This window comes from Streptomyces sp. CNT372, from assembly GCF_000377145.1.
This window is the reverse complement of record NZ_KB897791.1, coordinates 130,575-149,222: the sequence shown is the minus strand read 5'-3', so window position 1 is coordinate 149,222 and position 18,648 is coordinate 130,575. Positions and strand designations below refer to the sequence as shown.

22 protein-coding genes and 1 pseudogene are annotated in these 18,648 nt (G+C 72.4%); 10 read left to right on the top strand and 13 right to left on the bottom strand.

The window, feature by feature from the left end:
* Positions 1 to 466 precede the first annotated feature (466 nt).
* From C593_RS0126345 to C593_RS30555, 3 genes are all read right to left on the bottom strand, one after another.
* Positions 467 to 1,141, bottom strand: coding sequence for a DUF305 domain-containing protein (locus C593_RS0126345; RefSeq protein ID WP_018850325.1), 675 nt, complete (start codon positions 1,139 to 1,141; stop codon positions 467 to 469).
* Between the two features lie 84 nt (positions 1,142 to 1,225).
* On the bottom strand, positions 1,226 to 1,729 hold the full coding sequence (locus C593_RS0126340; protein ID WP_026278094.1) for a DUF6153 family protein: 504 nt from the start codon (positions 1,727 to 1,729) through the stop codon (positions 1,226 to 1,228).
* Between the two features lie 59 nt (positions 1,730 to 1,788).
* The gene (locus tag C593_RS30555; RefSeq protein ID WP_018850323.1) at positions 1,789 to 2,241 is read right to left on the bottom strand and encodes an SsgA family sporulation/cell division regulator; all 453 of its coding nucleotides are present in this window, start codon (positions 2,239 to 2,241) and stop codon (positions 1,789 to 1,791) included.
* Positions 2,242 to 2,641: 400 nt separating this feature from the next.
* On the opposite strand from C593_RS30555, the gene C593_RS0126330 reads away from it, so the two are divergent.
* Complete coding sequence (locus tag C593_RS0126330; protein WP_018850322.1) at positions 2,642 to 3,370, top strand: lysophospholipid acyltransferase family protein; 729 nt, start codon at positions 2,642 to 2,644, stop codon at positions 3,368 to 3,370.
* A gap of 299 nt (positions 3,371 to 3,669) precedes the next feature.
* Here C593_RS0126330 and C593_RS0126325 read toward each other — a convergent pair whose 3' ends face one another.
* The 7 genes from C593_RS0126325 to C593_RS0126295 all read right to left on the bottom strand — a co-directional run bounded on the left by C593_RS0126325 (position 3,670) and on the right by C593_RS0126295 (position 8,748).
* On the bottom strand, positions 3,670 to 4,419 hold the full coding sequence (locus C593_RS0126325; protein ID WP_018850321.1) for an urease accessory protein UreD: 750 nt from the start codon (positions 4,417 to 4,419) through the stop codon (positions 3,670 to 3,672).
* 18 nt (positions 4,420 to 4,437) lie between these two features.
* Positions 4,438 to 5,118 carry an urease accessory protein UreG gene (ureG, locus tag C593_RS0126320; protein WP_018850320.1) on the bottom strand — a complete coding sequence of 227 codons (681 nt, stop codon included), beginning with the start codon at positions 5,116 to 5,118 and terminating at the stop codon, positions 4,438 to 4,440.
* A gap of 58 nt (positions 5,119 to 5,176) precedes the next feature.
* On the bottom strand, positions 5,177 to 5,869 hold the full coding sequence (locus C593_RS0126315; RefSeq protein ID WP_018850319.1) for an urease accessory UreF family protein: 693 nt from the start codon (positions 5,867 to 5,869) through the stop codon (positions 5,177 to 5,179).
* Complete coding sequence (locus C593_RS0126310; RefSeq protein WP_018850318.1) at positions 5,869 to 7,617, bottom strand: urease subunit alpha; 1,749 nt, start codon at positions 7,615 to 7,617, stop codon at positions 5,869 to 5,871. The genes C593_RS0126315 and C593_RS0126310 overlap by 1 nt, the downstream gene beginning before the upstream one ends.
* A complete protein-coding gene (locus tag C593_RS0126305; RefSeq protein ID WP_018850317.1) occupies positions 7,610 to 7,921 on the bottom strand; it encodes an urease subunit beta in 312 nt (103 codons plus the stop codon). Before C593_RS0126305 ends, C593_RS0126310 begins: the two co-directional genes overlap by 8 nt.
* A gap of 11 nt (positions 7,922 to 7,932) precedes the next feature.
* Positions 7,933 to 8,235: an urease subunit gamma gene (locus tag C593_RS0126300; RefSeq protein WP_018850316.1), complete on the bottom strand. Its 303-nt coding sequence runs from the start codon at positions 8,233 to 8,235 to the stop codon at positions 7,933 to 7,935.
* A gap of 213 nt (positions 8,236 to 8,448) precedes the next feature.
* Positions 8,449 to 8,748, bottom strand: coding sequence for an SDR family oxidoreductase (locus tag C593_RS0126295; RefSeq protein WP_486591189.1), 300 nt, complete (start codon positions 8,746 to 8,748; stop codon positions 8,449 to 8,451).
* 141 nt (positions 8,749 to 8,889) lie between these two features.
* On the opposite strand from C593_RS0126295, the gene C593_RS0126290 reads away from it, so the two are divergent.
* The 9 genes from C593_RS0126290 (at position 8,890) to C593_RS0126245 (ending at position 16,781) form a co-directional block, all read left to right on the top strand.
* Entirely contained in the window at positions 8,890 to 9,543 is a 654-nt protein-coding gene (locus C593_RS0126290) for an HAD-IA family hydrolase (RefSeq protein WP_018850314.1), read from the top strand.
* Positions 9,544 to 9,632: 89 nt separating this feature from the next.
* On the top strand, positions 9,633 to 10,835 hold the full coding sequence (locus tag C593_RS0126285) for a helix-turn-helix domain-containing protein (protein WP_018850313.1): 1,203 nt from the start codon (positions 9,633 to 9,635) through the stop codon (positions 10,833 to 10,835).
* A gap of 194 nt (positions 10,836 to 11,029) precedes the next feature.
* Positions 11,030 to 11,476, top strand: a complete 447-nt coding sequence (locus C593_RS0126280) for a hypothetical protein (RefSeq protein WP_018850312.1) — start codon at positions 11,030 to 11,032, stop codon at positions 11,474 to 11,476.
* Positions 11,473 to 11,667, top strand: coding sequence for a hypothetical protein (locus C593_RS0126275; protein WP_018850311.1), 195 nt, complete (start codon positions 11,473 to 11,475; stop codon positions 11,665 to 11,667). Before C593_RS0126280 ends, C593_RS0126275 begins: the two co-directional genes overlap by 4 nt.
* Before the next feature lie 65 nt (positions 11,668 to 11,732).
* The gene (locus C593_RS33980) at positions 11,733 to 13,493 is read left to right on the top strand and encodes a phosphotransferase (RefSeq protein WP_018850310.1); all 1,761 of its coding nucleotides are present in this window, start codon (positions 11,733 to 11,735) and stop codon (positions 13,491 to 13,493) included.
* The gene (locus tag C593_RS0126260) at positions 13,493 to 14,224 is read left to right on the top strand and encodes a glycosyltransferase (protein ID WP_018850309.1); all 732 of its coding nucleotides are present in this window, start codon (positions 13,493 to 13,495) and stop codon (positions 14,222 to 14,224) included. Before C593_RS33980 ends, C593_RS0126260 begins: the two co-directional genes overlap by 1 nt.
* Positions 14,225 to 14,238: 14 nt before the next feature.
* Positions 14,239 to 15,135: a PIG-L family deacetylase gene (locus tag C593_RS0126255; protein ID WP_018850308.1), complete on the top strand. Its 897-nt coding sequence runs from the start codon at positions 14,239 to 14,241 to the stop codon at positions 15,133 to 15,135.
* Positions 15,129 to 15,743 carry an AAA family ATPase gene (locus C593_RS0126250; protein WP_018850307.1) on the top strand — a complete coding sequence of 205 codons (615 nt, stop codon included), beginning with the start codon at positions 15,129 to 15,131 and terminating at the stop codon, positions 15,741 to 15,743. Before C593_RS0126255 ends, C593_RS0126250 begins: the two co-directional genes overlap by 7 nt.
* 6 nt (positions 15,744 to 15,749) lie before the next feature.
* Positions 15,750 to 16,781, top strand: coding sequence for a glycosyltransferase (locus tag C593_RS0126245; RefSeq protein WP_018850306.1), 1,032 nt, complete (start codon positions 15,750 to 15,752; stop codon positions 16,779 to 16,781).
* Here C593_RS0126245 and C593_RS0126240 read toward each other — a convergent pair.
* The 3 genes and pseudogenes from C593_RS0126240 to C593_RS0126230 all read right to left on the bottom strand — a co-directional run bounded on the left by C593_RS0126240 (position 16,778) and on the right by C593_RS0126230 (position 18,627).
* A complete protein-coding gene (locus C593_RS0126240) occupies positions 16,778 to 17,863 on the bottom strand; it encodes a phosphotransferase (protein ID WP_018850305.1) in 1,086 nt (361 codons plus the stop codon). The two genes, C593_RS0126245 and C593_RS0126240, sit on opposite strands and share 4 nt — an antisense overlap.
* Positions 17,864 to 18,081: 218 nt before the next feature.
* A pseudogene (locus C593_RS32085) lies at positions 18,082 to 18,279 on the bottom strand (helix-turn-helix domain-containing protein); the annotation flags it as partial.
* Between the two features lie 60 nt (positions 18,280 to 18,339).
* Positions 18,340 to 18,627, bottom strand: a complete 288-nt coding sequence (locus C593_RS0126230) for a type II toxin-antitoxin system Phd/YefM family antitoxin (RefSeq protein WP_026278090.1) — start codon at positions 18,625 to 18,627, stop codon at positions 18,340 to 18,342.
* Positions 18,628 to 18,648 lie beyond the last annotated feature (21 nt).

The following is an 18,648-nucleotide window of genomic DNA, read 5'->3' as shown; positions in this document are numbered from 1 at the left end:
CCGTGCGGCTTGTACTTGCCGCCCTTCTCGTGGTCGTCCTTCTCCCACTTCTTGTCACTGGACGAGCTCTCCTTGCCGTGGTCCTCGGCGGGAGCGAGCGCGTAGGCGGCGGGAGCGGAGATCCCGAGGGCCGCGGTGACAGCGGCCGAGGCGAGCAGAATGCGGGCAGAGCGCATGGTGAAGCCTTTCCTTTCGCCGCGACTGCGTGACCCGGCACCGTGCCGGACCGTCGGACGCAGTGGCGACGTGAATCACCGTCAGCCGGATCCCGCGCGCCCACCACCGGAGAGACGGGCATCCGGGTTACCGAGTGGGCTCCCTGAGTGATGTCTCCGGGATATTCACCCGGCCGACCGCACGACGCGCCGGGCCCACGTTTGACGGGCCGTCGACTGCCCGAACAGCCCTCTCCGCACGGGCGGTGGAACGGGCGGACCCGAGGGCTCCACCGCCCGTGCGGGGGTGCTCAGTCCCGGCCGAGCAGGGCGTTCATGCGGATGATCTCGGCACTCTGGGAGGCGATGATGTCGCGGGCCATCGCGATCGCGGGCCCGTGGACACCGTCGGAACGCTCGGTCCGCGCCATCGCGACGGCGCCCTTGTGGTGCTCGACCATCAGCTCCAGGAAAGCGGTGTCGAAGGCCTTCCCCCTCGCCTTCTCCAGGCCGGCCAGCTCCTCGGGCGTCATCATCCCGGACATGCCGGACGCTCCGTGCGCGCCGGGAGCGCCGTGGCCGGTGTGGCCCGTCGCGTCCTGAGCGGGGACCTGCTCGCCCCAGGCGGTCAGCCAGCCGGTGAGGGTCTCGATCTCCGGGCCCTGGGCCTTCCTGATCTCCACGGCCAGGGCCCTGACCTCGGGGGAACCGGCCCGGGTGCCGGCCAGGTCCGCCATGACGACGGCCTGCCGGTGGTGCGGGATCATCCCCTGCGCGAAGGCGGCATCGGCGGCGTTGTGCCGGCCCGCCGCCGCGGACGGGGAGGCGGACGCGGGCGCCGAGGAGGTGACGGCGGGGGCGTCGTGGCCGTTGGGTCCGGCCGGTGTGGCCTGGCCGCCGCCGCAGGCGGCGAGGACCAGGGCGCAGGCCGTGGCGGCCGCCGCCCGGGCGGAGGCACGGCGGATCGTCGAACGGGGTGTGGTCATGGTGATGCTGCTCCTGTGGTGCGCACGGATGGGGGCATGCCTCGCGGGGCGGCCCGGCCGGAGGGCCGGGCGCGCCGGGGCGCCCTATATGCGCAGGAGTTGAAGCCGGCTCAGTGAGGGCGGGGCGCGGGTCTCGCACGCCCCGGTGGCGGCCGGCGGTTCGGCCGCCGTTCCCCGGCCGTCCGCCCCGACGAGCAGGGGGGCCGGGAGCGCGGGCGCGGTGCCGAGGCCGCTCGCCGCGCAGGTCTGGTCGGCGTGGTCCACGTGCCCGCCCGACCCGGCGCCGTGGGCGTCCGGCGTGGTGGCACGGTCGTGGTGTGCGTCGCCGCCCACCGCGACGGGTTCGGCGTGACCGGCGCCGGGTGACACGTGTGCGGAGGCCGGGTCCTGGTGCGGGCGCGGTGCGTGCTCCGGGCCGCCGGACGGTGTCGCGGACGCGCTGCCGGAAAGGGCGTGCGGCGCGGCGAAGACCAGGGAGCCGGAGGCGAGTCCGTGCATGGCGAGGACGCCCGCGAGCACCGCCAGGACGAGCAGCACACGCGCCGGTGCCCGGGAACTCCGGGTCCGCCGCGCGCTCTGCCGTCTCATGGGGGCATCCTAGGCAGCCGCCTCGGCAGCCCCTCCACCGCCCACCCCCCCGCCGGGCGTCAGCCCTCCTCGGTGGCGGGCAGCAGCCGTCCGGTGACCGCGTCCCAGTCGACGTACGAGGACTCGGCCCCGCGCGGGACGAGGGCGAGGGTGCGGTCGAGCCAGCGGGAGAGGCCGGCCCGGTCCACGACGAACAGGGCGTGCGCACGGGGCGTCCCCAGGCGCAGATGGACGACGCCGTCCCGGCCGGGTCCGGGCACGGGCCGCAGCCGTACCTCGCCGGTGCCGCTCAGCACCCGCACGCCCCGGAGCAGCAGGTCCCGCGCCATGAACCAGCTGACCGGCGGGAGGCCGGGGCGCCGGAACTCGACGCGTGCCGCGAAGGGATCGTCCGCCGTGTAGCGGAAGATCGCCTCGACCGGGGCGCTCCCGGCGGGGTGGATCTGCTGGACGTGGGTCTGCCAGTCGGCCGCGCGCTGTGCGCCTTTTGCTGTGTGCGAGTCGTCTGCCATGGGTCCCCTTGCCCCTCGGTCCGTCGCGCGCGCCCGGTCACGGCAGGCGCGTCCGTCCCTGTCGGTTTACCGCCCGCGGCGGGCTCATCCCCCGGAAACGTGCGGATTCGGTGATTGCCGGGACACACTCCGGGCACATCGTCGCCGGTACGACTCCTGGCCGGTACGGCCGCCCCACGGACCGCAGGGGAACGGGCCCGGCGAGGGCGCCCGCGAGACACGGTCCGCGGATCCCTGGTGTTTCGGTCGTTCCGGGCCCCCGCCCGTGGCCGAACCCCTCGCACGACCGTCCTCAGGCGCGCCCGGTCCGGCTACGATCGATCACCGACGGACGGCGCCCCCGACCGACCCGGCGAGCAGGGGACGAACGGGCGCCGACACAGAGGCGGAGAGAGGTCCCTTGTTCTACTACGTGCTCAAGTACGTGCTCCTGGGGCCGCTGCTCCGGCTGTTGTTCCGCCCCAGGACCGAGGGGCTGGAGCACGTCCCGGCGGAGGGCGCGGCGATCGTCGCGGGCAACCACCTGTCGTTCTCCGACCACTTCCTGATGCCGGCGATCCTCAAGCGGCGCATCACCTTCCTCGCCAAGGCGGAGTACTTCACCGGCCCCGGCGTGAAGGGCCGGCTGACTGCCGCGTTCTTCCGCAGCGCGGGGCAGATCCCCGTGGACCGCTCGGGCAAGGAGGCCGGGCAGGCGGCGATCCGCGAGGGGCTCGGGGTCCTCGCGAAGGACGAGCTGCTCGGGATCTACCCGGAGGGCACCCGCTCCCACGACGGCCGCCTCTACAAGGGCAAGGTCGGGGTGGCGGTGATGGCGCTCAGGGCGGGCGTGCCGGTGGTGCCGTGCGCGATGGTGGGCACCTTCGAGATCCAGCCGCCCGGGCAGGTGCTGCCGAAGATCAAGCGGGTCACGGTCCGCTTCGGTGAGCCGCTGGACTTCTCCCGGTACGAGGGGATGGAGAACGAGAAGGCGGTCATCCGGGCGGTCACGGACGAGATCATGTACGCGATCCTCGACCTCTCCGGCCAGGAGTACGTGGACCGTTACGCGGCCGAGGTCAAGGCCGAGGAGCAGGAGCGCGAGCGGCAGCAGAGGCCCCGCCGCTTCCCGGGGCGCGGCGGGCGCTGACCCCCGGCCCCGGGCGGAAGCACGGGTCACGGACAAGCGGAGGGGCGGCCGGATACCGGTCGCCCCTCCCCTGCGTCGGGCTCCCGCCGCTAAGGCTCGGGGTTCGCGGCGGCCCGCGGGTCGCCTCGCGGCGGTCCGCTGCGCCGCGGAGCAGACGCGTCGGACGCGTCGTCGACGAACGGGTCGGGATTACCGGTGGGGCACGCCCGCCCGGCGGTGCACACCGGTCCCCGCGCCGGTCCCCTCCCGGCGGTGCACGCCGGTCCCCGCGCCGGTCCCCGCCTGGCTCCGGGCCGGGGTCAGGAGTCCGGGCGTCGTGAGAGGTGCGCCAGCGCCTCGTCCAGGACCGCGCGCAGGGCCCGCGCGTCCTCGGCGACGGCGGTGACGAGCACTCCCGGGCCGGCCAGCGGCGCCAGGACCGCCGCGGGCCCGAGCTGCCGCGCGCCGGGCGGATCCTTCTCGAACTTCTCGTCGACGACGAGGAGTTGACCGAGGGCCCGGCGCCCACCGAGGACCGCGGGCCCGTCCCAGCCGCCCGGGGCGCCGGGCCCGCAGCGCAACTCCCCGTCGAGCAGGGGGCTTCCGGCGCGGTGCACGGTGAGCCGGGTGGCGAGGGTGCCGGGCTCCTCGCCGTGCCGCCCGAGGATCTGCTCCTCGCGCAGCACCAGGCGCGCCCCGGCGGCCAGGTCGACCCGGGTGCGCATCCGCAGGTCGCAGCCCCGGACGGCGATCAACTGCTCTGGCAGCCAGCGCAGTTCGGCGTCCCCGCCGACGGTGAGGCGCACGTCGTAGTGGGCCGGTTCCGGCACCCGGCCGGGGAGGGAGAGGGTCGCCGCGGCGGAGTCCACGGTGAGCCGGGTCCCGTCCCGCACCTCGGCCTCGATCGCGAGCCGGTCGCCGCCGAGGGGCGCGCTCATCGCGCCGACGACGGTGACCCGCAGGCCCGGTCCGTCGGAGCGGGTGCGGCGCAGGGCGAGGGGGCCCTCACCGGTCAGGACGGGCAGGCCGGTGCGGTCGGCGACGATACGGGCGGTGGCGTGGACACCCATGGCGCGGCGGCGGCCGGTTCAGGCGGCGGTCCAGGCGGCGAGCCGCGCCCGGACCCAGTCGGCGACCGGGGCGACGCCGGGCTCCTCGCGCAGGGAGGTGAAGAGCACGGGCAGTTCGCCGCGCTGCTCCTTGGCGTCCCGCGCCATCCGGCCGAGATCGGAGCCCACGTACGGCGCGAGGTCGGTCTTGTTGACGATGAGCAGGTCGGCGGTGGTGACGCCGGGGCCGCCCTTGCGGGGGATGTCGTCGCCGCCCGCGACGTCGATCACGAAGATCTGCGCGTCGACCAGGCCCTTGGAGAAGGTGGCCGTGAGGTTGTCGCCGCCGGACTCGACGAGGACGAGGTCGAGCGGGCCGACCGCGTCCTCCAGGTCCTCCACCGCCTCCAGGTTGGCGGAGATGTCGTCGCGGATGGCGGTGTGGGGGCAGGCTCCGGTCTCGACGGCCTGGATCCGCTCGGGCGGGAGGACGGCGTTGCGGAGCAGGAACTCGGCGTCCTCGCGGGTGTAGATGTCGTTGGTGACGACGGCGAGGGAGAGGGTGTCGCGCAGGGCGGCGCAGAGGGCGGCGACGGTGGCGGTCTTGCCGGAACCGACGGGTCCGCCGAGACCGATGCGCAGGGCGCGCCGGGAGCCGTCGGGGCGGTGGGCGTCGGCGCCGGCCGCGGGCGGGCCGTCGTGGTCGTGGCCGAGATGCATGATTTCGTCCTCGTTTCAGGGGTGAGGGGGCGTGGTGACGGGCCGGACCCGCGGCGGGTCAGGAGGCGAAGAGGCGTACCGGCCGGGCGGCGTGCTGTTCGGCGGTGATGTCCAGCAGCGGGGCCGAGGCGGCGGGCAGGTCGTCGACCCCGCCCCCGGCCGCCGAGGCGGCCCGCTCCGCGACCGCGTCCATCTCGGGTGCGAGCCGCGCCAGCACGGCGGTCGCCCGGAACGGGTCCAGGCTCAGCAGCCGCACCGCGGCGGTCGCCGGGCCGCTGACCGTCTCGTACACGGTGCAGAACGCGGCGTCGAGCGGCCCGAGTCCGGCCGCGCGGGCCGCCGTGCCGAGGACGACGGGCTGGTGGGCCCCGCGCGGGAACGCGGCCGCCAGGGCGTCGAGTTCCGGTCCGGGCCAGGCCGACCGCGCGGCGCGCATCAGCTGGCGGCCGAGCTTGCGGGCGGCGGCGCGCAGAGCGGGTGAGGGGGTGCGGGCGTCGGCGGCCGCGTCCAGGAGCCGCGGGTCGTGTCCATGGGCGGCCGCGGCGGCGAGGGCGGCGGAGGTGAGCCCGGTGGTGTGCAGGCGGCCCCGGCAGAACTCGGCCAGCTCGGCGGCGTCCCGGACCCGGCCCGCTTGCACGGCCGCCTCGACGCCGCCGGAGTGGGCGTGGCCCCCGGCGGGGAACCGCCCGTCGGCGAGAATCAGCAGCGCGGCGCGGACGGGAGCGGTCCGGGGGTCGGGGTTCGCAGCCATCAGAAGAGGAAGTACCGCTGGGCCATGGGCAGTTCGGCGGCCGGTGCGGGCTCGATCGCCTCCCCGTCGACGGTGACGGTGAAGGTGTCCGCGTCCACCTCGACGCGCGGCAGGGCGTCGTTCTCCCGCATGTCGGCCTTGGTGACCCGGCGGGTGCTGCGGATCGGGACGAACTCCTTGGCGAGGCCGAGCCGTCCGGGCATGTCGTCCTCGATGGCGCTGCGGGTGACGAAGTTGAACGAGCCGTGGGCGGCGGCCTTGCCCAGGGCGCCGAACATCGGTCGCGGCAGCACCGGTTGGGGTGTGGGGATGGAGGCGTTGGCGTCGCCCATCTGCGCGTAGGCGATCTGGCCGCCCTTGAGGACGAGTTGGGGCTTCACGCCGAAGAACGCGGGCTCCCACAGGACGAGGTCGGCGAGTTTGCCGGGCTCCACGGAGCCGATCTCGTGGTCCAGGCCCTGGGCGACGGCAGGGTTGACGGTGTATTTGGCGACATAGCGACGGGCCCGGTGGTTGTCGGCGCGCCCGTCGCCGGGGAGGGCGCCGCGCCGCCGCTTCATCGCGTGCGCGGTCTGCCAGGTGCGCAGGACCACCTCCCCGACACGCCCCATGGCCTGGGAGTCGGAGGAGATGATCGAGATGGCTCCCAGGTCGTGCAGGACGTCCTCGGCGGCGATCGTGGAGGGCCGGATCCGGGACTCGGCGAAGGCGAGGTCCTCGGGCACGGAGGGGTTGAGGTGGTGGCAGACCATCAGCATGTCGAGGTGTTCCTCGATGGTGTTGACGGTGTGCGGCCGGGTGGGGTTGGTGGAGCTGGGCAGGACGTACGGCTCGGAGACCACGGTGATGATGTCCGGTGCGTGACCGCCGCCCGCGCCCTCGGTGTGGTAGGCGTGGACGGTGCGTCCGCCGATGGCGGCGAGGGTGTCGCCGACGAAGCCCGCCTCGTTGAGGGTGTCGGTGTGGATCGCGAGCTGGGCACCGGTGTCCTCGCAGACGCCGAGGCAGGCGTCGATCACGGCGGGCGTCGCGCCCCAGTCCTCGTGGATCTTGAACCCCAGTGCGCCGCCGCGCAGTTGGGCGTGCATCGCCTCGCGGGACATGGTGTTGCCCTTGCCGAGGAGCCCGATGTTGACGGGGTACGCCTCCAGCGCCTCGAACATCCGGGCCATGTGCCAGGAGCCCGGGGTGACGGTGGTCGCCTTGGTGCCCTCGGCCGGGCCGGTGCCGCCGCCGACGAGGGTGGTGACGCCGGTCGCGAGGGCCTGTTCGACGACGGTGGGCGAGATGAAGTGGACATGGGCGTCGACGGCGCCCGCGGTGACGATCTTCCCGTTGCCGGCGATGATCTCGGTCTCCGGCCCGATGACCAGGTCCGGGTGGACGCCGTCCATGGTGTCGGGGTTGCCGGCCTTGCCCAGCGCGGTGATCCGGCCGTCACGGATGCCGATGTCGGCCTTGACGACGCCCCAATGGTCGATGACCACCGCGCCGGTGATCACGGTGTCGGGGGCGCCCTCGGCGCGGGTGGTCCGCGACTGGCCCATGGACTCGCGGATCACCTTGCCGCCACCGAACACGGCCTCGTCCCCGGCGCGTCCGGGTCCGCCGCTGCGGTCCTCCTCGATCTCGACCAGGAGGTCGGTGTCGGCGAGGCGGATGCGGTCGCCGGTGGTGGGCCCGTAGAGGCCGGCGTAGGCGGCGCGGCTCAGCCCGGTCGCGCCGGTCGCCCCGGTCGTCTCAGTCATCGAGGTGGCCTCCGGTCTCGCCGCGCAGCCCGGCGACGACCCGCCGGCCGCGCAGCGGCACGAGGTCGACGTCCACGGGGATGCCGGGTTCGAAGCGGACCGACGTGCCCGCGGGGACGGCGAGCCGCATCCCCCGGGCGGCGGCCCGGTCGAAGTCGAGGCCGGGGTTGGCCTCGGCGAAGTGGTAGTGCGAGCCGACCTGGACGGGCCGGTCGGCGGCGTTGACAACGGTGACGCGGACGGGCTCGGTGCGTTCGTTGAGAACGACCCGTCCCTCACCGAAGAGGATCTCGCCGGGAATCATGCGCCCGCCCCTCAGACGATCGGGTCGTGGACGGTCACGAGCTTGGTCCCGTCCGGGAAGGTGGCCTCGACCTGGACGTCGTGGATCATCTCGGGGATCCCGGCCATCACGTCGTCCCGCGTGAGCACCTTCCGCCCGGACGCCATCAGCTCGGCGACGGTCCGCCCGTCCCGGGCGCCTTCGAGGATGTGCGAGGTGATCAGCGCGACGGACTCGGGGTGGTTGAGCTTCACCCCACGGGCTCGGCGCTTCTCGGCGACATCGGCCGCCACATGGATGAGCAGCCGCTCCTGCTCGTGCGGGGAGAGTTGCACGCGTCCACCTCACTGTCGTCCGGCCCCCGGGGGTCTGGACCCTAACCCCGCTCGACACGGCGTTGACCGAGGCGCGGGCATCTCACGACCAGGGGTTGAACGTTAGGGCGGAAGTTTTTCCGTCGCGTTAACTGATCTTGGGCGGGGCGGGGGATTCCGCCTCACGCGGACGCGGGGGCGTGGGCCGGAGCGGGGGCGCCGTATACGGCGCTGTCAGGCGCCGACCGCCGAGAAGCCGCCGTCGACGTGAAGTACCTGTCCGGTGACGGCACGGGCAGCGTCACTCAGCAGAAAGGCGACCACGTCGGCAACAGGGCGGGCGTCCGAGGTGTCCCAGCCGAGCGGCGCTCTGTTCGGCCATGCTTCGGCAAGCTGCTCGAACCCCGGGATCGACTTGCCGGCCATCGTCGTGATCGGTCCGGAGTCGACGCAGCCTGAGCAGCCCACCTCGTGAAGGCCCGAGGCTAGGCGGGCGGGACGCGAAGGCGCGGAAGAACGGCCTGTGTCTGCCATCGAGCGTCCCTCAACCCGTGCGTTCCTTCGGTTGGGGCGCCAGGTGCCCGCGCGAATCGGTGAAGGAGGCTTTGCCCGCCCGCGCGGTCCATGCGCGATAGCGTCGTCGGGAGAACCCATCAGGGAAGGAACGATCACCGGATGCCGCACAGGACTGATGTCGCCGACAGGCACGGCCTGATCCTCGATTTCGCCGGGGTGCTTACTGCCAGCCCGATCGATGTCCACCGGGCCTGGTGCGTGTCGGAAGGGCTGGCTCCGGGCGCGTGGCGCAGCACTCTCAACGATCACCCTGAGGGCCGGCGTCTGTACGCGGCTCTGGAGATCGGGGAGATCGGGCAGGCCGAGTGGAACGAGGGCACGGCCGCGCTGTTGGGTGCGCACGTGGATCCGGTGAACCTGATGGGGCGGGCTTGGGCCGGGGTGCCCGCAGCCCGTCGGATGGTCGCGCTCGCACGTGCCGCGCGTGCCGCCGGCCACCGGCTTGCCCTGCTGTCCAACAGCTTCGGCCTCGACCCGTTCAACCCGTACGAACACGTCGGTATCTGGGACCTGTTCGACGTGCACGTTATCTCCGAGCTGGTCCGCATGGCGAAGCCCGATCCGGCGATCTACGAACTCGCCCTGGAGCGGATCGGACTGCCCGCCGAGCGGTGCGTGTTCGTGGACGATCACGCGGTGAACCTTCCGCCGGCTGCCGATCTGGGCATCGCCACGGTCCACGTCACGGACGAGGATGAGGCCGTGACCGAGTTGGAGACCTTCCTCGGTGTCACCGCGGTGCTCGCCGCGTGAACCCAACTGCGCTCTGATCAAAGGCTGTCGGCTCTACCGCTCCAGCCAGTACTGTCCGTGTGGGGCCCATCACGCGGAGGTTCTGGAGCATGCAATGGTCGGAGTACACCACCTCTGAGCGCTTGAAGGCGCTGCGCGGCGGCATGACACAGGAGCAGTTGGCGGAGGCGGCCGGCGTGTCCGTCGGCGTGGTCCGCAAGCTCGAACGCGGTGGAACGGCATCCCTGCCGTCCCTGCTGTCGATTGCCGACGCGCTTGGTACGGACATCGCCGTGCTCCTCGGTCAGCAGGCGCCACGGCGGTCCATGGACCGCGACGAGCGGGCCGCGTTACGCCTGGTCTCCGCAGCCACCCATGACGCGGCCATCGGCATCCCCGCCGATGTCGAGCCGGGCACCGTCGAAAAGCTCCGCGCCGTCGTCCGTCGTGCGGACGCCGCGTACTGGGGAGGCCGGTACACCGAGCTCGGCACTCTCCTTGGGCGGCTCCTGCCTGAGGCGCGGGCCAGGTTCGACGCGGCCGGTCTCGATGAGCGGGAGGCCGCCGCCGGCGTCTTGATCGACACCTTTCAGACGGCGGGCATGGCCGCCAATGTGCTCGGATCACGAGATCTGGCCCATGCGGCGCTGACGTACGGACGCCAGATTGCCGTGCAGGGCGGGGATGATCTCCGTGACGCGCACCTTGCCGCCACCACCGCGTGGGTCAACCTCCGCGACGGCCGGACCAAGCAGGGCTTCCTCCTGACCGCAGCACAAGCCGACCGGATCGAGCCCAAGATGAGCGAGCACGACCCCGACCGGCTGAGTGTGTACGGGCAGCTCGTCACGAACGCCGCCGTCGCCGCGTCCCGAGGCGGTGCGAGCTCGGACAACGCCCGCGAATACCTCTCGCAGGCGCACGCCGTCGCCGCCCGAATCGGGGACGAGCATGCCCGTGGCGCGCACGCCCAGCCGTACGGACCGATGTACGCCGCAACGCAGGCCATGAGTATCGCCGTGGCCCTCGGTGATACGGCTGGCGCGCTGCGGCTCATGGACACCGCTCGCCTGGACGACACGGTGCCCCTGGCCACTCGGGCCCGCTACGGCCTGGACGTAGCGCTCACCCAGGTCGAATGCCGACGGTGGGAGGCCGCAGCCGACACCCTCCAGGCCGTCTGCGCGATGGCCCCAGGATGGGTGCGTCACCAGATGCTTCCCGGCGTCATCATCAGTCGACTCGCCGGGGTGTCCGTCAGCCGACTGCGAGGACTGGCGAACTCCGCTGGCGTACCCCTCGGAGTGCGTTGACCTACGAGCCGAAGTACCACGGCCCGTAGTAGGTACGGGCACGCCACCAGCGCGACTGTTACGGCGCGTGGCACACCTTCGGGCGACCCTGCTTCCGCTGCCACGCGGCGTGGCGGTCGGACCTGATACGGAGTCTCTCCACTGCGACGGGCCGTGCCTGGGCCCCAACTCCGCAGCCCAGCAGCCTTGTGGGCATGCAGACCAACCCGCCCGGCGGTCTCGGGCACGTACCCGTCGCCGTCTACTCCTGCGTCACCACCTCCACCGCCCTCGGTGAGAGCGAGGAGCGTGGCCGCTACTACGCCGACGCCCGGCACTGGCACGTGGCCGGCGCCTGGTCCGATCCCGACCCGGCGCTGCCGCTCATGGAGCGGCCGGGCTGGCAGGCCGTCACGGCCGCCCTGTCCGCCGGAATGATCCGAGGTGTCGTCGTCAGCGGCCTGACACATGTCGCCGCCGACACCGCCCAGTTCGCGGCTCTCGGCGTTCTCCTCCGCGACCGGGGAGGGTTCCTCGCGGACGCCTCGAGCGGCACCCCGGCCCGTCGAACCCCCGGCCAGGCCCGTCGTCGCCGCGACATCGCGGACGCGGCCTCCGGCTGGTTCCCGCAGCCGGACACGCACGAGGAGGGCGCCTCGTGAGCGCCCAGCGTGCCTGGGTCGGCGACCTTGTGCGGGACGGCGAGGAGCGGCGGGCGATCGTCACCGACGTCCGCGCCGGCGGCACCGTGTGGGTTCTGCGACCGCCGACCGGCGGTGGCCCGCACTGGGAGACCGACGACCCCGACGGCCTCGAAATCCTCGCCCGCTCCGAAGCCCGGGACAGGCCGTGAGCGACCGCGCTCGCTGCCGACCCCTCCGTCACGCCCGTGCACCACGTCCGAAAGGCGAAGTCCCCGTGTACGCGTTCGGTCTCTGTATCGACGAGCAGTACCTCGTCCCCGGCGTCGCCGCCCTCGTCGGCCTGGCCGACAGTCTCACCCCGGCGGCCCGCCGTGAAGCTGCCGTACGGGTGCTCACGCTCGACCTGGCCCCGTCGCAGGCCCTCTTCCTCGCCGACCTCGCCAAGCGGGCCGGCTTCGGCTCCTTCGACCTCCGTCGATGCGCCCCTCTGCGCTCCTCGCGTATGGCAGACGCCTCGTACATCACCGTCACCACCTATCTGAGGTTCGAGTTCACGCCGAGCTTCGTCCGCCGTCCCTACCTGATCTACGTGGACGCCGACGTGCTCGTACGCGGAGATGTGAGCGAGCCGCTCGGCTCCCTCACGCCGGACGAGACCGGCGCCGTGCAGGACGAGTTCAACCCGGCCGTCGGCGAGTGCCCCGCGCTACCAGGAGCCGCCGACCGCTGGCCCCATCTGCGCGGACGTCCGTACTTCAACGCGGGCGTGCTTTGGACCCACACCGACCACATGCCCCGCATCCGCCGAGGCGTCGAGCAGGCCCTGATCCACGCCCGGCGCCACATCCTCCACAACGACCAGGACGCCCTGAACCTGTGGCTTCTGCGATCCGGCCGAGTGCGCCCGGTGGCCGGTGGTTTCAATCGGTTCGAGGTCGGCCGATTCCTGGAACGCGGGAACTGGGTACGCCGGGTCGTCACGCGGTCGCCGAAGCCCGATCCGACCGCCGCCCTCGTGCACTTCGTCGGTCCTGAGAAGCCGTGGCAGGCCGACTGCCCCGACGGAGGAAGTCGTCGAATACCGGCGGCACTTGGAAGGGGCCATGCGTCACGTCCGGCGTCTGGGTGCCGTCGGCGTGGAACCGGCGGGTGTGCGGTGAGCGCGAGGGTACCGCCGGCTGTCTCGCGCGCTGCCCTCGCCCTGACCGGGGTACCGGCCCGCACCGCCCGCCGACTGTCCGCACGTACGCGCACCGTCGTGTACAGGGTGGGCCTGACCGACGGACGCAGTGTCGTGATCAAGCTGTACGCGGCGACCGCACGCCGCAACGCGATCACGGAGAGCGCTGCCATCCGGGCCGTGGCCGACCACGTCCCCGTACCGGCCCTCATCGGATACGGCCACGTTCCAGGCCACGAGGCGACCGCCCTTGTCACCGCCGACCTCGGCCCCCTCACCCTCGGCAGCGCCATGCGCTCCGGCCGGATCTCCGACGAGCGAGCTCTGAAAGACCTGGCCGGCCTGCTCGGCCGCCTGCACCGGGCACCCGTCCGGCCGTGGGTCCCGCGCCGACCGCTCCACGAGCAGGTCACCTCACTGGGCCGCCGCTGCCCGCCCAGCAGCCTCGACCGCATCGCGCCCGCGCTGGCCGCGATCGCCGACGCCGTCCACACGGCGCCCGTGTGGTGCCACGGCGACCTGCACGGCGACAACGTCGTGATCGCCGGCCCCCGAGCCATCCGCCACCTGGTCGACTTCACCGACGCCGCGGCCGGTCCCCGCGAATCCGACGTCGCCCAGACCCTCGTCATGGCCGACGCCCTCTCGACTCTCCGGGCCCGTACGGTCACCGACGCCTACCCCCTTGCCCTCGATGACCACCTGTTGGGCTCCTGGGGCGTCTTCCACACCCTGCGCTCCTGGGCGCATTCCTCCCCTGGCGACGACCGCGCCTTGTGGGCCCGCCGCCTGGACGACCTCAGTCGAAGGACCCCGCACCTCTTCCGTACGCGCCGCCCGGAAAGGACGCGCTGATGAGCACCCCCGCCCTGTCGGTAGTGATCCCGGCCTTCAACGAGGCCGCCTACCTGCCCCGCTACCTGCCCTCCGTCCTCGCCTCACTCACCCGCTGGGAGGAGAGCACCGGCCGTACGGGAGAGGTGATCGTCGTCGACAACGCCAGCACCGACGCCACCGCCGACATGGCCGCCTCTTTCGGCGTCCGCGTCGTCACCGAGTCCGTCCGCAACATCGGCCGGGTCCGCAACACAGGAGCGGCAGCCGCCCGCAGCGGCCGGCTCTTCTTCACCGACGCGGACGTGGCTCTGCCCCTGGAGGCGGTCACCGCTGCTGCTGCCGCCATGGACGCCGGGGCCGTCGGCGGCGCCATCCCGCCGCTCTACACCCCGGAACGGCTCGGCGCCCGCCTGCTGTGCGCGTACTGGGACCACTACCGCACCCGGCGCGGCGGGGCCCAGGGCGTCAACCAGTTCTGCACCGCCGACGCCTTCCACCACATCGGTGGGTACCGGGACGACCTGTTCATGAGCGAGGACGTGGAGTTCTTCGCCCGCCTCACCGCCCACGGCCAGGCCACCGACCGTCCCGTGACCATCCTCGACGAGCTGCGCGTGCGCCCGTCGACCCGCCGCTACGACCAGTGGTCGAGCCTGCGGATGCTCTGGTGGCAGAACCCCGTGACCGCCCGCCTGCGCCTCCGGTCGCCTCGCATGTGGCGCCACTGGTACGAGACGACCGTGCGATGACGAAGGAGACTCCTGTGCAGCCCCAGTTCCTGGTCGACCTGCCGGTGCCGGATGGGCAGGGCATCTACACCTTCCCTGACGACCTCCACCGCGCCCACCAGACGCACATCCAGCAGCTCGCCGCCCGCCACCGGAACCACGACCGCCGCGTCCTGGAGGTGACCGCGCCCCACACCCGCGTCCCGTACTACATCGAGGCGCGCACCCCCGCCGGCCGCCCGGTTCTCGTCATCGAACCCCATCACGACGACTTCGCCCTGTCGGCCTCGGGAACCTTCCTTGCCCGCCCCCGACCGCTGACCGTGGTCAGCGTCTTCGCCCGGTCCCGGAGCGTGCACCCCGCCCTGGAGGCCACGTACGCCGACGTCGACACCGTGTCCGAGCTGCGTGACCGGGAGGGTGCCGCCGCGCTCGCGCCGTTCGCCGCCCGCCGGCACCTCCTCGGCCACAAGGACGCCGAGCCGCCGTACTGTCCCTACGACCCGCAGGTGCTTGACCAGGTCACAGAGGAGCTCGGTCGGGTCGCCGCGGCCCACCCCGGCGCCGAACTCCTCGCGCCCGCCGCCGTCACCCGCCACCCCGATCACCTCCTCGTCCACGAGGCAGCCGTCCGCCTCGGCTGCACCTGGTTCTGGGAGGACCTGGCCTTCTGGTCGACGTACGCGCTCGCCGGCTGCGACCAGCACCTGTTCCATACGCGCACCGGGGCGACGATGCGGCCCGAGCTGGTCGACATCACCGACGTCATCCTGGACAAGGTCACCGTCCTGCGCATGCACAGCTCGCAGATGCACCCAGCGCGGAAGATGTACCGGCCGATCCGGCACGCCTTCACCACGGCGGCCGACCTCGTCGACGGGCCCGGCCCCTACGCCGAGCGCTTCTACCGGACGGAGGAGCCGACGTGCTGATCATCGCCCTGGAAGGTCCCTCGTACGCAGGCAAGTCCACGGCGATACGCCACCTCCGCCACACCGCCCTCGGCTCGCGGGCGTTCGTCTCCGACTGCTACGTCAGGCACATCGCCCACCGCGACGACATCCCTGCGGCCCGGACCGACTCGGCGGCTGCCCAACTCGCCGCCTTCGAGAGGTTCATGGAGATCGAGGCGACCCGCGTCGCCGAGGCCGCCGCGAGCGGCAGGCAGTTCGTCATCCTCGACCGGTCCGTGGACACCCTCCTCGCCCACGCGTACGCCCTGGACGCCCTGTTCGGGTACGGCGCCCACCACGAGCTCCGCGACCGCCTCAAGACGCTCTCCTTCCTGCGCCCCGACCACACCCTCTACCTCGACGTACCGGCGGAGACGCTCCACCTACGCCGCAAGACCGCCGGCCACACCGCCGCCGAGTCCGAGTACTTCCTCCACGAGCCGGGCTTCCTCAGCCACGCCCGCGACTACTTCGTCCACACGCCCCGTCGGCCCGTGACGCGAGAGCTCACGGTCCTGGCCGCCGACGCGGGCCCGGATGATGTGGCCCAAGCCGTGGAAGCCCTCGTCACCTTCTGGGCGAGGTGAAGGAAGATGCCCACCGCCCTGTTCGCCTGGCGCCGCACCCCGCCCCCGTTCCTCATCGGCGGCGCCGAGGTCACCCAACAGCTTCTCGCCGAAGAACTCACCGCCGCCGGCTGGCACGTCACCTATCTCGGCTCGCACGAGGCGCCCTGGGGCGGAGCCACCCAGCTCCCCGACATGCGTGCCCACCTGGACCAGCATCACGTCCCGTACGACGAGGCGGACGGCACCCTGCGTTACCGGTGGAACGGGGTCGAGTGTGCAGCGTTGATGCAGCACAAGGTGGAGCACGGGCTGGGCAGCCTCCTGGGAGATCTCCGCCCTGATGTCGTGTTCACCTCGCAGGAAGGCTCGGCGCAGCTCGCCACGCAGGCCAGACCGACCGCGCTCGTCGCCGGCCTCCTGCACTCCGTTTCCGCCACCGGCCTGGGGGTCCTCGCCGGCCGACCCCACTACGGCCTCGCCGTGTCGGATTTCGTCCGGGCACGCGCACCCCACACGCCTGGCACCCGCCTCGCCGTGATGTACCCGCCGTTCGCGCTGCCCGGGGAGGGCTCGGGCGAGGCCCGCACCGCGTCCGTACTCATGATCAACCCCATCCCCGCCAAGGGATCCGAGCTACTGCGCCAGCTCATCCGTCTCATGCCGGAACAGCACTTCACCTTGGTCGAAGGCTGGTGGGACACCGCAGCCGACTTCGCCGCCTACCCGAACGTGACCTACGTGCCCCGCGTGTACGACATGGGGCCTCTGTACCGCAGTCATCGCCTGCTGCTGGTCCCGTCCACCGTGGAAGACGCCTTCCCCCGCGTGATCATCGAGGCCGCGCTCCACGGCGTCCCGAGCATCGGGACCAACCGGGGCGGCATCCCCGAAGCCATCGGCGACGCCGGATTCGTCCTGCCGAGCACAGCCGGACCCGAGACGTGGGCACGCGCGATCCGAGAGGCGGACCAGGAGGCGCTGGGCATGAGGGCCCGACGTCAGGCGGTCACGTTCACGCGACCGTGCCTGCCCGAGCTTCGGGAACTGGGGCTCTAGGCAGATCCGGCGAACGCCCGCTCCACCACGTCGAGCCGCTCCGTCCACCAGTGAAGCAGCGCCTCGTCGGCGAGGAACAACTCGTCACAGGAGTGGTCGCCCCGGTCGTAGTGGAACTCGAGCTGCCAGAAGTCCGTCATTCGCTTCCACCACAGTCGCCGCGCGGCGTCGACCAGATCGGCCGACTCCAACGGGATCACCGACCGGTAGCCGGCCACGAACGCCGCCACCCGCTCCAGGTCGAACACGCCCTCCACCCCGAACTGCACCTGCGCCGTACGAACGACCTCTTCCGCGTACGGGCGGACTCCGAGCCGATCCCAGTCCAGGACGGCGACCAGTCCGCCGTCCGCCCAGAGGAGGTTCCGGTACTGGAAGTCACCGTGTGTCCAGCCGTGCGGGCCCGCAGGGGTGTCTCCATCGGGGCGCAGGTGGGCGTGCTTGTCGAGGAGGATCTTGCGTTCTTCCAGGGCAGTTCCCGCGGCCCTGTCGAAAGCGTCGCCCGCGCCCCGGGCCGACACGGCTCCGCCAAGCCGGTCAGCCTTCTGGACGGCTCGGCCGGCGTCGGTCACCTCAGCGGTGACCGAGGCCGGCACTGCGGGCATCCCGGCCTCATCGACAGCACGGCCGAGTGCCGTATGGAGTCCCGCGAGGTGTGTGCCGAGCATGTTCGTCTGCGACAGCGGCAGGTCGGTTCCGTGAATATGTCCCCCTGCCGACCAGGGAAAGAGGCAGTAGACGCCACCGCGGACCTCGGCGATCACATCGCCGTGGACGGTGGGGAGCGGGGCACGTACGGGGACGCCGTACGAAGCCAGGACCGGAAGGACCGCGAGGTTGCGACGCAGTCGATCGAGCGGCACGTCCGTGACCCGCTTGAGGGCGAACCTCCCGGCCCGGGTGTCCAGCAGCCAGTTCACGTTCATGAGGCCATCGGCCAGGTGCTGTCGGTCCAGCACTTCGTCGATGTCGTATGCCCGGATCAGCGCGGCAAGATCGTCTGTGGGGAGGTGCGTCCTGTCCGCCACGTTCGCGTCGGTCACCCTGGCGACGATACGGGAGTCGGCTGTGCGGACGCACAAGGATCACTGGTCTGTCTCAATGTGGGTGAGCATCTGGGGTCGGCCACCTCGTTCATTCAACAAACGGGACGCGCCCGTTCCCCGAGGGAACAGCAACGCCGCCGCACCTGCGGCTGGTGTATGACGGCCGGTGTGGCCGCCGCCGGGTGGACCGGGGTGGCAGGGAGCCGTGTGGTGCTGCGGGCCATGCGAGGAGAGTGGCCAGGGCACCCCAGGTCCAGGAGCGCGGTCAGCTCCACCCCGAGTCCCCCTGCGAGGGCGTGCAGCGTGGGGAGGCGCGCCGAGTGCTTGCGTCCCTGCTCCAGTTGCCGGATCACGTCGGCACAGACGCCGGAGCGTTCGGCCAACTCCTCCTGTGTGAAGCCGGCCAGGCGGCGCAGCCGGCGCAGTGACCGGCCCAGGTCTTGGTCTGCCACCCCGCCACCGTACGCTGCCCGGCTTCGCGTACGGCGGGGTCACCGGAGCATGCGGGCCACTCAGCGCCGGCGCTCGTCCGGGGGGCGGTGTTCGGCTGCCAGGCCGAAGCGGGGGCGTTCGCCGGGGGCGGACGGGGTGGGGTCGAAGGAGGAGACAGAGGTGATCACCTCGTCCTCGTCCGCCGGGGCCGCCGGCCCCTCCAGTCGTTCCAGGTCGGCGGCCGAGACCAGGGCCACGAGGGGTTTTCCGTGGCGGGTCACGACGACGCGTTCGCCGCCGTAGACGACGCGGTTGATCAGATCGGCGAGCTCTGCGCGGGCTTGCGTCACCGGAATCTCGTAGGCCATGCTCCCCATCATAACGGCCTG

What these genes read in the sequence shown, in the direction of transcription:
- C593_RS0126260 (WP_018850309.1), top strand. Translation starts at nt 13,493, where the DNA reads ATGAGCACCCCCGCCCTGTCGGTAGTGATCCCGGCCTTCAACGAGGCC.
- C593_RS0126315 (WP_018850319.1), bottom strand. Translation starts at nt 5,869, where the DNA reads ATGGCTGCGAACCCCGACCCCCGGACCGCTCCCGTCCGCGCCGCGCTG.
- C593_RS0126340 (WP_026278094.1), bottom strand. Translation starts at nt 1,729, where the DNA reads ATGAGACGGCAGAGCGCGCGGCGGACCCGGAGTTCCCGGGCACCGGCG.
- C593_RS0126325 (WP_018850321.1), bottom strand. Translation starts at nt 4,419, where the DNA reads ATGGGTGTCCACGCCACCGCCCGTATCGTCGCCGACCGCACCGGCCTG.
- C593_RS30555 (WP_018850323.1), bottom strand. Translation starts at nt 2,241, where the DNA reads ATGGCAGACGACTCGCACACAGCAAAAGGCGCACAGCGCGCGGCCGAC.
- C593_RS0126290 (WP_018850314.1), top strand. Translation starts at nt 8,890, where the DNA reads ATGCCGCACAGGACTGATGTCGCCGACAGGCACGGCCTGATCCTCGAT.
- C593_RS0126280 (WP_018850312.1), top strand. Translation starts at nt 11,030, where the DNA reads ATGCAGACCAACCCGCCCGGCGGTCTCGGGCACGTACCCGTCGCCGTC.
- C593_RS0126230 (WP_026278090.1), bottom strand. Translation starts at nt 18,627, where the DNA reads ATGGCCTACGAGATTCCGGTGACGCAAGCCCGCGCAGAGCTCGCCGAT.
- C593_RS0126295 (WP_486591189.1), bottom strand. Translation starts at nt 8,748, where the DNA reads ATGGCAGACACAGGCCGTTCTTCCGCGCCTTCGCGTCCCGCCCGCCTA.
- C593_RS0126310 (WP_018850318.1), bottom strand. Translation starts at nt 7,617, where the DNA reads ATGACTGAGACGACCGGGGCGACCGGCGCGACCGGGCTGAGCCGCGCC.
- C593_RS0126305 (WP_018850317.1), bottom strand. Translation starts at nt 7,921, where the DNA reads ATGATTCCCGGCGAGATCCTCTTCGGTGAGGGACGGGTCGTTCTCAAC.
- C593_RS0126345 (WP_018850325.1), bottom strand. Translation starts at nt 1,141, where the DNA reads ATGACCACACCCCGTTCGACGATCCGCCGTGCCTCCGCCCGGGCGGCG.
- C593_RS0126245 (WP_018850306.1), top strand. Translation starts at nt 15,750, where the DNA reads ATGCCCACCGCCCTGTTCGCCTGGCGCCGCACCCCGCCCCCGTTCCTC.
- C593_RS0126285 (WP_018850313.1), top strand. Translation starts at nt 9,633, where the DNA reads ATGCAATGGTCGGAGTACACCACCTCTGAGCGCTTGAAGGCGCTGCGC.
- ureG (WP_018850320.1), bottom strand. Translation starts at nt 5,118, where the DNA reads ATGCATCTCGGCCACGACCACGACGGCCCGCCCGCGGCCGGCGCCGAC.